Origin of the sequence: Bradyrhizobium pachyrhizi (assembly GCF_001189245.1) — a bacterium.
Classification (GTDB): domain Bacteria; phylum Pseudomonadota; class Alphaproteobacteria; order Rhizobiales; family Xanthobacteraceae; genus Bradyrhizobium; species Bradyrhizobium pachyrhizi.
In genome coordinates this window covers 83,048-95,801 of the sequence record NZ_LFIQ01000081.1, presented here as the reverse complement: position 1 = coordinate 95,801, position 12,754 = coordinate 83,048, and the positions used below count along the sequence as shown (strand labels likewise).

Below are 12,754 nucleotides of genomic sequence, written 5' to 3'. Positions count from 1 at the left end.
GGGACCCGACCGCGTCGCGCGCTACAATCTGTACTCGGCGTCCGAACTGCAGGGTGAGCCGGCACCGGGCGTGAGCTCGACGACAGCGCTCAACACCATCAAGCAGCTCGCCGACCAGACATTGCCGAGCGGCTTTTCGTTCGAGTGGACCGACCTGTCCTACCAGCAGGTCACCGGCGCCAATGCCGGCCTCTACGTGTTCCCGATCTGCGTGCTGTTCGTCTATCTGGTGCTGGCCGCGCAATATGGCAGCTGGACGCTGCCGTTCGCGGTGATCCTGATCGTGCCGATGTGCCTGTTCGCGGCCACCATCGGCGTGCGCCTGATGGGCCAGGACGTCAACATTCTGACCCAGATCGGCTTCGTGGTGCTGGTGGGGCTGGCCGCCAAGAACGCGATCCTGATCGTCGAGTTCGCGCGCGACATCGAGCTCGAGGGGAGGTCGCGGCTGGACGCGGTGATCGAGGCCTGCCGGCTCCGTCTGCGGCCGATCCTGATGACCTCGTTCGCCTTCATCCTCGGCGTGCTGCCGCTGGTGGTATCGACCGGTTCGGGCTCGGAGATGCGGCAGGCGGTCGGCGTTGCCGTGTTCTTCGGCATGCTCGGCGTCACGCTGTTCGGCCTGGTCTTCACGCCGATCTTCTACATGGTGGTGCGCAACCTCGCGGAAGGAAAGAACGAGGGCAAGCCGGCGGAGCCCAAGGCAACCGTGGCGGGTTGAGCGGCCCGAACTTGTGCCCGTCACCCTGAGGAGCCTGCGAAGCAGGCGTCTCGAAGGGTGCACGGCCACGAGCCGGCGTGCATCCTTAGAGGCTCGCCTTGCGGCGCAGTTGCGCCGCAAGGCTCGCGCCTCAGGAGGACGGAAGGGCTGCAAGCGCGCGTCGACAGAGGCAATACTTTTGGCTGAGCGGAAAGAGATGGGCAGACGTGGGGTTATAAAATAATGTCGCGCCGATTTTCCTGATAGAAACTGCTGGGAGAGCATAAAATGAAGTCCGGATTTTTGGCCGCGGTCGCGGCCTGCAGCCTGATGCTTGCGGCGCCGGCGATGGCCCAGGGCGTCAAGATCGGCATTCTGAACGATCAGTCCGGCGTCTATGCCGACTACGGCGGCAAATACTCGCTCGAAGCCGCGCGGATGGCGGTCGAGGATTTCGGCGGCGAGGTGTTGGGACAGAAGATCGAGATCGTTACCGCCGACCATCAGAACAAGCCGGACCTTGCGACCGCGATCGCGCGGCGCTGGTACGAGGTCGAGAACGTTGACATGATCACCGAGCTCACCACCTCGTCGGTCGCGCTCGCGGTGCAGGAGCTGTCGAAGGAAAAGAAGAAGATCGACATCGTGGTCGGCGCTGCGACCTCGCGCATCACGGGCGATGCCTGCACGCCCTACAGCTTCCACTGGGCCTATGACACCCGCGCGCTCGCCGTCGGGACCGGCGGCGCGCTGACGGAGGCGGGCGGCGACACCTGGTTCTTCCTGACTGCCGACTACGCCTTCGGCTACGCACTGGAAAAGGACACCAGCGATATCGTCGTGTCGAAGAAGGGCAAGGTGGTCGGCTCGGTCCGCGTGCCGCTCAATTCGTCGGACTTCTCGTCCTTCCTGCTGCAGGCGCAGAGCTCGAAAGCCAAGATCATCGGGCTCGCCAACGCCGGCCTCGACACCACCAACTCGATCAAGCAGGCGGCCGAGTTCGGCATCGTGCGCGGCGGCCAGAAGCTTGCCGGCCTGTTGATGACGCTGTCGGAGGTGCACGGTCTCGGGCTCGAGGCGGCGCAGGGTCTCGTGCTCACCGAGGGCTTCTACTGGGACCACGACGACGCCTCGCGCGCCTTCAGCGAGCGCTTCTTCAAGCGCACCAGCCGGATGCCGAGCATGATCCATGCCGGCACCTATTCGGCGACGCTGAGCTATTTGAAGGCGGTGAAGGCCGCCGGCACCAAGGACAGCGAGGCGGTCGCCGCCAAGCTGAAGGAGCTGCCGGTCGATGACGCCTTCGCCAAGGGCAAGGTGCTCGCGAACGGCCGCATGGTGCACGACCTCTATCTGTTCGAGGTCAAGAAGCCCTCGGAGTCGAAGAAGCCGTGGGACTATTACAAGCAGGTCGCCGTGGTGCCCGGCGACAAGGCCTTCTTCACCGCCAAGGAAAGCGGCTGCCCGCTGACCAAGTGAGGCGTGGCTGGCGAAACAGAACAAACATCGGCGTCGTCCCGGCGAAGGCCGGGACCCATAACCCCGATGTCGGTTGTTGCGCGCAGCTGGAGCTCCAGCCTTCGCAAAACACCTGCCTGTGGTAATGGGTCCCGGCCTTCGCCGGGACGACGGCGGAATATGTGGAGGCGTTACGCGTGGACCAGCCGCCACACCGCGCCGCCGATCGCGCCGACCCAGAGGATGACGCAGGCCAGCGCCTGGATGGCGAAACCGGGGCTGCGTTTCGCCACCGCTTCGCGATAGCCGATGAAATAGACGATGCGGCCGATCACCCAGATTGCGCCGACCGCCGCCGCCGCGGCATCGCCGACATAGACCGCGAACAGCCAGAGCGACGGCAGGAAAATCGGCATCCATTCCAGCGTGTTCATCTGGATGCGGTAGATGCGCTCGAAATCCGGATTGCCCGTGATCGCCGGCAGCTTGACGCCGTAGACCGCGCGGGCGCGGGCGACCTGCAGCGCGAAGAAGAAGTGCAGCGCGACCGCAAGGCAGGTGACGATGGCGGTGTAGTGGTACATGTCAGGCATTTCCTCTTTCCATTGGCCCCGATGTCATGACGGGACAGCGAAGCCCGGTGTGACATGCGGCCTCGCTCTACCTCTCCCGGCGCGCGGGGAGAGGTCGGAACGCATCGTCAGATGCGCTCCGGGTGAGGGGGGGACCTCGGCGAGACCAGCTGTCACCAGGTACGCGGAGACGGCCCCTCACCCCAACCCTCTCCGCGTAAGAATGGGGCCGGGGAGCACCGTTATGCCGCGGCCCCATTCGGACCAATTCCGTCACGTCCTAATACCCCGTCATCTCAAGATAGCCGATTCCGGCGTGGCTGCCTGCAAAGCGGATCGGGCCTTCCCAATAGGGGAAGCTGGTTCCCATCCAGGCCTTCGGATTGAGCGGCGTGGTCTCGATGGCAAGGCCACGTGCGGGCAGGCTGACGCGCCATGACGTCGGCAGCTTGCGGCCGTCGATCTCGGTGGTCGTCACGGGCGCGATGCTGTTGCCGCTGGCGGCGATCTCGGCCGAGCGGCCGTCCGGCGTGATCCAGTTGCCGAACAGGTTCTCGCGGCCGTCCTTCTGGCGCAACCGGTACAGCATCAGCTTCTCCTCGCCGGGAAGATGCAGCGAGAACCAGTCCCAGCCGGTCTGGTCGGCCGCCAATGGCTGGCTGCTCCATTCGCGATCCATCCACGCCACGCCCGTGACGTCGACCGGCCTGTCGTCGATCACGATGCGGCCGGACGCCTTGTAGAACGGCTGGCTGTAGTAATAGGAGGCCTGTCCGCGATCCGACTTGCGGCTGTAGCCGTGGTCGCCCTGCAGCACCAGCGCGCGGTCGGCCTCGAGCCGCAGCGCGGTGCTGAAGTCGGCGGCGGAGGCCTTGAGCTCGAGCGGCGCGACGTGCTGTGCATCGAACGCATCGCGCCCGCGCAGCTCCCAGGCGTCGATCCAGGCGCGGAGCGGCGTGGCTTCGACGGCGGCCTGCCCGACGCCGCCGCGCGCAAAGGTCTCGCTGAAGCGGTGCGTGCCGGCGCTGGTCACGGCGGCGTGGCCCATCCAGAGCTGCTGATTGGCCCAGCCCTCGGCCGGTCCGCCTGCTTTCATCGCCTGGCGGAACAGCGTCCATTGCGCGCCATAGGCCGCGCCACTCGTGTCGGACAGGTTGGCGGTCACGTACCACCATTCGATCCGGAATTCCGGATGCGGGCCGTGGTCCGCGGGGAACGTGAACGGCTTGCCCGGCGTGACGGCGGCAAATCCTTCCGCGGTCTCGCCAAGTCCGGCGAAGCCCTGCGCGAACGTCTTGCCGCCGAGCGCGAGCCCCAGCGCACCGCCGGCAAAGGCGCGACGCGTGATGGTGCCGCTAGCGCTCATTGACAAAGATCCTGATCAGGCTGGCCGGCTGCATGCGCGCCAGCCTCGCGACCGGAAGCGCGGCGGCACAGAATGCGGCGGCCAGCGCCACCGCGAGCAGCTCGATCAGCTGCAGCGGGAAGACGTGGAACGGCAGCCGCCAGCCGAACGCCTTGACGTTGACGATCGCAAGCAGGCACCACGCCACCAGCAGGCCGAGCGGCAGCGCGAACAACGCGGTGATCAGCGCGACCGCCATGGTCTTCAGCAGTTCGAGCGCGGCGAGCCGCCGCCGGGTCAGGCCGATCGCCCACAGCGGAGCCAGCTGCGGCAGCCGCGAATTGGCCAGCGTGAGCAGGCTGGTCAAAAGTGCAATGCCGGCGACGCCGAGCGTGAAGGCGTTGAGCGCGGCGGTCACCGAGAAGGTGCGGTTGAACACCCGCTTCGATTCCGTTTTCATCCTCGCCTGGTCGGCGATGTTGCGATCATCGAGACCGAATTTCTCCTGTAGCGCGGTGATCAGCGGTGCGATCTTGTCCGGTGCCACGCGGAGGCCCATCCGCGTCATTGGTGTCTGCGGGAAGCGCCGGGTCAGCGCGGCGAAGTTGACCGCGATCTGGCCCTTGGGGTTGCCGTAATCGGCATAGATGCCGACGATCTCGAGCGGCCAGTTGCCGCCGGGGGCGGGCACCTCGATATGATCGCCGATCGCCAGCTTCATCCGCCGCGACAGCTGCTCGCTGACGAGGCAGGTATCGCCGGGCCGCAGCCGAACCCACGCATTCGCGACGTTTTCGAGCAACGGCCAGTTGTCGCGATAGGTGGCGTGGTCGGGCAGGCCGAGCACCTCGATCGGCGCGCCGCCGAGCTGGGTGTCGGCGCGGCCGCCGGGCAGGATGGCCTGAACCTCGGGCTGATCGCGCAGCCAGGCCTTGATCTCCTTTGCCTGCTGATCGCTGGCGGCGCTGACATAAACGTCGGCGGCGAGCCTTCCGTCGAGCCAGACCAGGAAGGTGCGGTTGAAACTTTCCACCATGGTGCCGACGCCGACATTGACCGCGAGCGCAAGCAGCAGCGCCATCAGCGCCAGCGACAGTCCCGACAATTGCTGGCGGCTGTCGGCCCAGAACCAGATGCCGACCGGCGCCCGCGCGCTGCGCTGGCCGAAGGCAAGCGCGACTTGCAGGACCATCGGCAGGATCAGCGCCGCGCCGAGCATCAGCGCCGCGAGCACGGCGAAGCCCGCGATCAGGGAATCGCCGAACCAGATCAGGCCCGCGGCGACCGCGAACACCGCGAGTGCCGCCGCGCTCTGGAGCAGCAGCCAGCGCCGCTGCGCCTGCTGCCAGGCCTGCGGCTGCGCCGTCGCCAGCACCGGCATCCGGATCGCCTTGGCAAGGCTCGCCGCCGCCGCGGCGAGCGCGCCCAGGATGCTGATGGCAACACCGGCGAACCACCAGACGGGTTTGAGCGAAAGCTGTCCGGGAATCTGCGCGCCATAGAGCCCGCGCAGCGATGCCGCGACATCCGGCAGCAAGGCAGCCGCGATGAAGTAGCCGCAGACGAGGCCGACCAGGCCGGCGACCAGCGCCAGCGACACCAGCTCGATCACCAGCACGGTGTTGAGCATCCGCGCCGAGACGCCGCAGGCGCGCAGCGTGCGCAGCATCGGCAGCCGCTGCTCGAAGGCGAGGCCGATCGCGGAGTTGACGATGAACAGGCCGACGAAGAACGACAGCAGGCCGAACGCGGTGAGATTGAGATGGAAGCTGTCGGTCAGCCGTTCGAGATCGCTCTCCGCGCTCGGCTCGACCAGGCGGAGCTTGTCACCCGCCACGCTTTCCAGCGCTGCGTGCGGCGCCTTGGCCTTGCCGACCAGCAGGCGCGAGACCTGGCCGGGCATTTTGAGGATGTCCTGCGCGATGCCGATATCGACGATCAGTGCGCCGGGCGCGAGCTCGGCCTGTACGCGCAGCGGCGGCAAGCTCGTGCCGTTGGCCTCTGGCCGCTCGCCTTCCTTGCCGAGATCGCGCAGCGTTTCCGGGGCCACCAGCATTTCGCCCGGCGGCGTGATGAAGGATTGCAGGCTACCGCGTCCGACCGCGGGCGCGTTGCCGACCTCGGACGGCAGCGTCACCGGCTCGACGCCGAGCAGGCGGAAGCTGCGCCCGTCGATCTGGACCCGGCCCTCCAGCATCGGCGACACCGGCCAGCCGGCACGCCGCAGATCGACGAACAATGTTTGCGGGAAGGTCGCGCCGTCCCGGGCGACCAGCATCGCGGTGCGCGACCCGCCGAAGGTCGCGGCGGCGCGGTCATAGGCGATGCGCGCCTGCTGGTTCAGCGCCTGCACGCCGCTCCACAGCGCGGTGGCCGAGATCAGTCCGATCAACAGCGTTGCGAGCTGCATCGGATGCCGCCGCCAGTGGCTGAGCAGCACCGCGAGGATCCACAGCGCGCGCCTCATGCGACGATCCCGGCATGCAGGGTGACCTGGCGGTCGAGCGTCGCCGCGAGCCGCGCGCTGTGCGTGACCATCAGGAAGCCGCAGCCGGTGCGGGTTACGAGATCGCGCGCCAGCGCCAGCACCTCGTCGGCGGTGTCCTCGTCGAGATTCCCGGTCGGCTCGTCGGCGAGCAGCAACAGCGGCTTTGGCGCCAGCGCGCGGCCGATCGCGACGCGCTGCTGCTGGCCTCCGGACAATTGCTCGGGATAGCGCCTGAGCAGGCTTTTCAGGCCGAGGCGCTCGACCAGTTCGTCGTGCCAGGCGGCGTCATGCCGGCCGGCGATGCGCGACTGAAACACGAGATTGTCCGCGACCGTCAGGCTCGGGATCAAATTGAATTGCTGGAACACGAGGCCGAGCCGGTCGCGGCGCAATTCGGCGCGGCCGGCGTCGTTGAGGTGGGAGACGACGGTGTCGGCGAGGGCGATCTCGCCGCTATCGGCGGCATCGAGTCCCGCGATCAGATGCAGCAGCGTGCTCTTGCCGCTGCCGGATTCGCCTGATAGCGCCACGCTCTCGCCGGTCGCAACGGCAAGGTCGACACCGCGCAGCACCGCGATGTCTTCGCCGGCAGAGCGGTAACTCTTGGTCAGGCCGGTGACGCGAAGCACCGCGGCGGTCTGGTCAGATGAAGCGATGGCCGTGCCTCATTGCGGCTTCTGGTATTTCAGGACGAACTCGTCGATCGGCACCGGTGCCTTGAAGACGGGAATGTCCTTGGGGTCCTCCGCATGATGCAGGAAATCGCCCTCGGCCACCAGCTTGAAGCCGGCCGCCTCGATCTCCTGCTTCAAGGTGCTCTCCTCGATCCGGTGCAGCGTCTTGGCGACGCTGGTGCCTTCGCCCGTCTTGGCCGAGTGATCCGCGATCACGAGGAAGCCGCCCGGCTTGAGCGCGGCGAACATCTTCTTGTTCATCGCGGCGCGGTCGACCGGCAAATAGGTGATGTCGTGATAGAAAAAGAAGAAGGTGATCATGTCGAGGTTCTTGACCTCGGGCGGGATCGGATCGTCATAGTCCCGCACCACATGGACGACGTTCTTCATCGCCGGCGCCTTGGCGCGGTTGTCGAACTTGTCCTTGACGAAGCGCTCGAGCACGGTCGCGGAATCCTGTGCGTAGACCTTGCCCGACGGAGCTACGGTGCGCGCCAATAGTTCGGTGCTGTAGCCGGCGCTCGCCGCCATGTCGAGGATCGTCATACCCGGCTTGACGCCGGCAAAGGCGAGCATCTTGGCCGGCTGCCGGCGCTGGTCGACCTGACGATCCGCATCGCTGCGATCGGGTGCGGCGACGATCGCGGCGTAGTCGGGATTGGGGGCGTCTTCCGCGCGAACTTGAGGCGCGGCAAGCAGCGCGGCAAATACAAGTGCAGCGCAGGCGGTGGCACGTAGGATCAATCTGTTCATGAAATAACCCCGGGCTTTTCGTTGGCCCTGAACATAGCAGTCGGGACATGACAGTTCACCGCTCCACTGGCGCGACCGACGCGATCGTGATCGGGACGTTAGAAGCGCTCCGGGGCGCACAACCCCGAGGAAATGCGGTGTTGCGTTGCACGGCGAGGCGTGGCTAGCATCGCCGGACGGGGCCGATTTACGAAGCCAAGAACGAAACGACGGGGAGCCGGACATGACGACGCAAGCGACGTCCAAGAGGACGTCAGAGGGGCTGTCAAAGGGGCTGTCAAAGGGGACGCCGAAGGGCGCCTGGCAAATCACCTTCCTTCTATTCCTGTTCATGGTGGTGAACTTTGCCGACAAGATCGTGGTCGGGCTCGCCGGCGTGCCGATCAAGAAGGAAATGGGCCTCACCCAGGAGCAGTTCGGCGATCTCGGCTCGTCATTCTTCCTCTTGTTCTCGATCTCGGCGATCGTGGTCGGCTTCATCGTCAACCGCGTCGCCACCCGCTGGGTGCTGCTGATCCTGGCGGTGATCTGGTCGCTGGCGCAATTTCCGATGGTCGGCACCGTCAGCTTCACGACGCTGGTGATCTGCCGCATCATCCTCGGCGCCGGCGAGGGGCCTGCGTTCTCGGTCGCCGCGCACGCGATCTACAAATGGTTTCCGGACGAGAAGCGCACGCTGCCGACCGCGATCCTGTCGCAGGGCTCCGCGTTCGGCGTGATCCTCGCGGTGCCCGCGCTGAACTGGATCATCGTCAATCACAGCTGGCATCACGCCTTCGGCGCGCTCGGCATCGTCGGCCTGATCTGGGCCGTCGCCTGGTTCGCGCTCGGCAAGGAAGGGCCGCTGGTGTCGACGTCTGCAGTGACGGCAGACGAGCCGCGGATTCCGTATAGGAAGCTTTTGACCTCGCGCACCTTCATCGGCTGCGTGGTGGCAACCTTTGGCGCCTATTGGGCGCTGTCGCTTGGGCTCACCTGGTTCACGTCCTTCATCATCGAGGGGCTCGGCTTCTCGCAGCACCAGGCCGGCTTTGTCTCGATCCTGCCCTGGATCTTCGGCGCGACGATCGTGCTGCTGACCGGCTGGATCTCGCAGCTGATGCTGACGCGCGGCTTCACCACCCGCGGCGCGCGCGGCGTGCTCGGCTCGGTGCCGCTGATCGTCGGCGGCGCCATCCTTGCGATGCTGCCCTATGCGCCGCCCGGCGGGATCATGATCGCGCTGCTGGTGATCGGCTCCGGCCTGTGCGGCTCAATCTATGTGGTATGCCCGCCGATGCTCGGCGAGTTCACGCCGGTGTCGCAGCGCGGCGCGATCATCGCGATCTACGGCGCGCTCTACACGATCTCGGGTATCCTGGCGCCGATGGTGATGGGCAATGTGATCCAGCACGCGGCAACGCCGATGGCCGGCTACATGTCCGGCTTCACCATCAACGCGGCGATCATGGCCGGCTCCGGCCTGCTCGGATTGCTGCTGCTGTGGCCGAACACCGAGCGGGCGCGCCTGACCGGCACGTCGCAGCCGGCAGGCACGATCAAGGGCGCGATGTCGCCGACGTAAGGGGGCGCGCAGACTTGCTCTACCTTGCCTCTCCCGCAAGGGGAGAGGCGGGAGTTTGCCGTGACGGTCTTACCCTAATTCATTCCCTGCGCGCCGCGCACCAGTCTGCCCGGGCGCGCGCCGGTGGGCTTGGCCTCGCGCTGGGTCACGATGCCCGACACGATGGTGGCGTCGTAGCCGTCGACCTGCTGGAGCAGGCGGCGGCCGCCGACCGGCAGGTCGTAATGCACCTTCGGCGGATGCAGGTGCAGCCGGTCGTAATCGATCACGTTGACGTCGGCCTTGAAGCCAGGAGCGATCACGCCGCGATCATGCAGGCCGACCGACAGCGCGGTCTTGCGCGACTGCGCCGCGACCACGAACGGGATCGAGAGCTTCTCGCCGCGGCTGCGGTCGCGCGTCCAGTGGGTCAAGAGATAGGTCGGGAAGCTGGCATCGCAGATGATGCCGCAATGTGCGCCGCCGTCGGAGAGGCCGGGCACGGCGCTCGGTTCGCGCAGCATCTCATGCACGGCGTCGAGGTTGCCGTCGGCGTAATTCAGGAACGGCACATAGAGCATGCCGCGGCCCTCGTCGGTCAGCATCGCGTCATAGGCGAGCTCTTCCGGCTGCCGGCCCTGGCGCCGCGCCTGCGGCCCGAGCGCGTTTTCCGGCGGCTGCTCATAGTCCGGCGGATTACCCAGGAGGTACATCTTGTCGTAGTTCGGGCGGAAGAACAGCGGATCGTCGGTCGCCGTCGCGCTCTCGCTCAGGATCGCCGCGCGCACCTCGGGCCGGCGCAGATGCGCGAGCCGCTCGGCCAGCGGCAATTTGGCGATCTCGCGATAGCTCGGATGGGTCTGGAACGGGTTGCGCGACAATTCGAGCCCGAGCAGCAGCCCGACCGGCCGTGCCGCGATCTGGGTCGTGATCGACAGGCCACGGGCGGCGGCTTCGTTGATGGTGTCCATGGTCTGCCGCCAGCGCCGCGGCGCCTTGTCGGCCTGGGCGACGGAGAACGAGATCGGGCACCTTGTGTTCTCGGCGACCCGCAGCATCATCGGCAGGTCTTCGTGCACGGTGCTCTGGTCGAGCACGAATTGCAGCACGCTGCGGCCGACGCCGTGCATCGCGCCGGCGATCGCGGTCAGTTCATCCTCGCCCGCTTTCAGCGTCGGCGTGTAGTCGCCGGTCGAGGTGCGGTGATTGAGCGTGCGCGAGGTCGAGAAACCCAGCGCGCCCGCACGCACCGCATCGCCGGCGAGTGCTGCCATCGCCTTGTTGTCCTCGGCCGTTGCGGGATCGCGGCGCGCGCCGCGCTCGCCCATCACATAGACCCGCAGCGCCGCATGCGGTAGCTGTGCGCCGATGTCCATGTCGAAGCTGCGCTTCGACAGCCACTCCATGTAGTCGGGGAAGCTCTCCCACGCCCAGGGAATGCCGGCCGAGAGCACCGGCTCCGGAATGTCCTCGACGCCTTCCATCAGCTGGATCAGCCTGGTGTGGTCGCTCGGCCGGCACGGCGCGAAGCCGACGCCGCAATTGCCCATGATCGCCGTGGTGACGCCGTTCTGCGACGACGGCGTGATGTCATGGCTCCAGGTCACCTGGCCGTCGTAATGGGTGTGGACGTCGACGAAGCCCGGCGCCACGAGCTTGCCGCGTGCGTCGATCTCTTCCTTGCCCTTCGCCGAGACCTTGCCGACTTCGGTGATCTTGCCGCCTGTGATCGCGACATCGGCTTCATAGAGGTCGCCGCCCTTGCCGTCAGCGATGGTGCCGCCGCGGATCACGAGGTCTGGGGTCGAGGTCATGGCATTTCATCCCGAGTCTGATTTTGGTTGACGGCATCATGGGTCAGCCCCTGATGCTGTCAACCAGCGCCGATGAAGCTCTGGGATGCGCCGGCGGCGATTTGCCAGCTGGGATCGAGCGTTGCCGCCCGGCGGAAATTTGTTCCGCCGGGCAACCCGCCGCGAACTTATCGCGCGCCGAAGAACGCCGTCTTCTGGGTCTCCTCGGCCTGCAGCCTCGCGCGCACCCGCATCAGGTCCTTCCAGCCGATATAGCCGACCAGGCGCTGATCCTCGCGCGAGATCACCGGCAGATGCGAGACGTTGACCTGCATCAGGCGGTCGGCGAGCCGGTCGAGATATTCGTCGGGATAGGCGACGGTGATCTTGCCGCCGGCCAGCAGCTGCTTGAGCGCCGCAGTGCGATGCTTGCCGGCGCGGCGCCAGCGCAGCACGGAGGGCGGGTCGATCACGCCGAGCACGTGATGGTTGGCGTCGACGACGGGAAAGCTCGGGTGAGCTGTCTTCGGGTTGGTCAGGAAGGCGGCCGCGCCGTGCAGCGTCATGGTGTCGGAGACGGTTTCGACCGCCTTGGTCATGACGTCGCGCACGCGCGTCAGCGCGAACGGATCGACCCGGTACTCGCGCACCAGATGATGGCCGCGCCGCGCCACCTTCTCGGTCAGGATCGAGCGCCGCATCAGCAGCACGGTGACGCCGTGCGCGCTGCAGCAGGCTGCGATCAGCGGCAGCAGCACGTGGGTGTTGCCGGTCAGCTCGACGGCGAAGAAGGTCGCGGTGAGCGGCGAGCGCATCGTGCCGCCCATCGTCGCCGCCATCGCCAGCAATGCCCAGAAGCCGGGGCTCGCCGGCGGCAGATAGCCGCTCAGCGCCGTTCCCATCGCGCCGCCCATGATGAGCAGCGGCGCCAGCACGCCGCCCGACGTGCCCGAGCCGAGCGCGACCGACCAAATGACGGCCTTCACCACGAGCAGCAGCAGCGCGGCCTTCAGCACCACGTCGCCGCTCAGCATCGATGCGAGGTTGTCGTAGCCGACGCCGAGCGCCTGCGGCTCAATCAAGCCGCCGAGGCCGACGACCAGGCCGCCGATCAGCGGCCACCACATCCAGTGGATCGGCAGCTTGAGGAAGATGTCCTCGCAGCCATAGACCAGCTGGGTGAGCACGCCCGACAGCAGGCCGGAGAGAATTCCGATCAGCATCCAGGCGCCGAGCTGCAGCACGGAGATGTCGACGCCGCCGGTGAACGGAAACAGCGGCGCGGGCATGTGCAGGAAGGTGCGTCCGACCGCTGCCACCACGGCCGCAACGGTGACGGGAATGAAGCTGCGCGGCGTCCATTCGAACAGCAACAGTTCGACCGCGAGCATTATGGCGGCGATCGGCGTTCCGAACACGGTGGTCATG

Annotated in this window: 10 protein-coding genes; 3 read left to right on the top strand and 7 right to left on the bottom strand. The window is 66.8% G+C overall.

What is annotated here, in order from left to right; translation table 11 throughout:
* Together AKL29_RS45015 and AKL29_RS18170 are read left to right on the top strand one after the other, a co-directional pair.
* Positions 1–721: efflux RND transporter permease subunit (locus AKL29_RS45015; protein ID WP_244482142.1), on the top strand; the 721-nt coding region annotated here is incomplete at its 5' end.
* A 267-nt stretch (positions 722–988) separates the two neighbouring features.
* On the top strand, positions 989–2,179 hold the full coding sequence (locus tag AKL29_RS18170; RefSeq protein ID WP_050385076.1) for an ABC transporter substrate-binding protein: 1,191 nt from the start codon (positions 989–991) through the stop codon (positions 2,177–2,179).
* A gap of 170 nt (positions 2,180–2,349) precedes the next feature.
* On the opposite strand, the gene AKL29_RS18165 is transcribed toward AKL29_RS18170, so the two are convergent.
* From AKL29_RS18165 to AKL29_RS18145, 5 genes are all read right to left on the bottom strand, one after another.
* On the bottom strand, positions 2,350–2,742 hold the full coding sequence (locus AKL29_RS18165) for an MAPEG family protein (protein ID WP_028335307.1): 393 nt from the start codon (positions 2,740–2,742) through the stop codon (positions 2,350–2,352).
* Between the two features lie 268 nt (positions 2,743–3,010).
* Positions 3,011–4,096: a lipocalin-like domain-containing protein gene (locus AKL29_RS18160; protein WP_050385075.1), complete on the bottom strand. Its 1,086-nt coding sequence runs from the start codon at positions 4,094–4,096 to the stop codon at positions 3,011–3,013.
* Positions 4,086–6,542, bottom strand: a complete 2,457-nt coding sequence (locus AKL29_RS18155; RefSeq protein ID WP_050385074.1) for an ABC transporter permease — start codon at positions 6,540–6,542, stop codon at positions 4,086–4,088. Before AKL29_RS18155 ends, AKL29_RS18160 begins: the two co-directional genes overlap by 11 nt.
* Positions 6,539–7,192 (bottom strand): ABC transporter ATP-binding protein, encoded by a 654-nt coding sequence (locus AKL29_RS18150; protein ID WP_028335310.1) that lies wholly within the window; start codon positions 7,190–7,192, stop codon positions 6,539–6,541. Before AKL29_RS18150 ends, AKL29_RS18155 begins: the two co-directional genes overlap by 4 nt.
* Before the next feature lie 36 nt (positions 7,193–7,228).
* Entirely contained in the window at positions 7,229–7,990 is a 762-nt protein-coding gene (locus tag AKL29_RS18145) for a class I SAM-dependent methyltransferase (RefSeq protein WP_050385073.1), read from the bottom strand.
* Positions 7,991–8,213: 223 nt separating this feature from the next.
* Between AKL29_RS18145 and AKL29_RS18140 the strand changes: the two genes are divergently transcribed.
* Positions 8,214–9,554 carry an MFS transporter gene (locus AKL29_RS18140; protein WP_050385072.1) on the top strand — a complete coding sequence of 447 codons (1,341 nt, stop codon included), beginning with the start codon at positions 8,214–8,216 and terminating at the stop codon, positions 9,552–9,554.
* Between the two features lie 74 nt (positions 9,555–9,628).
* On the opposite strand, the gene AKL29_RS18135 is transcribed toward AKL29_RS18140, so the two are convergent.
* On the bottom strand, positions 9,629–11,347 hold the full coding sequence (locus AKL29_RS18135) for an N-acyl-D-amino-acid deacylase family protein (protein ID WP_050385071.1): 1,719 nt from the start codon (positions 11,345–11,347) through the stop codon (positions 9,629–9,631).
* A gap of 167 nt (positions 11,348–11,514) precedes the next feature.
* The coding region (locus tag AKL29_RS18130) for a chloride channel protein (protein ID WP_244482141.1) at positions 11,515–12,754 on the bottom strand (1,240 nt) is incomplete at its 5' end.

Excerpts from the sequence above, each read along its gene's own strand:
- AKL29_RS18170 (WP_050385076.1), top strand. The coding sequence starts at position 989 with ATGAAGTCCGGATTTTTGGCCGCGGTCGCGGCCTGCAGCCTGATGCTT.
- AKL29_RS18165 (WP_028335307.1), bottom strand. The coding sequence starts at position 2,742 with ATGTACCACTACACCGCCATCGTCACCTGCCTTGCGGTCGCGCTGCAC.
- AKL29_RS18160 (WP_050385075.1), bottom strand. The coding sequence starts at position 4,096 with ATGAGCGCTAGCGGCACCATCACGCGTCGCGCCTTTGCCGGCGGTGCG.
- AKL29_RS18155 (WP_050385074.1), bottom strand. The coding sequence starts at position 6,542 with ATGAGGCGCGCGCTGTGGATCCTCGCGGTGCTGCTCAGCCACTGGCGG.
- AKL29_RS18145 (WP_050385073.1), bottom strand. The coding sequence starts at position 7,990 with ATGAACAGATTGATCCTACGTGCCACCGCCTGCGCTGCACTTGTATTT.
- AKL29_RS18140 (WP_050385072.1), top strand. The coding sequence starts at position 8,214 with ATGACGACGCAAGCGACGTCCAAGAGGACGTCAGAGGGGCTGTCAAAG.
- AKL29_RS18135 (WP_050385071.1), bottom strand. The coding sequence starts at position 11,347 with ATGACCTCGACCCCAGACCTCGTGATCCGCGGCGGCACCATCGCTGAC.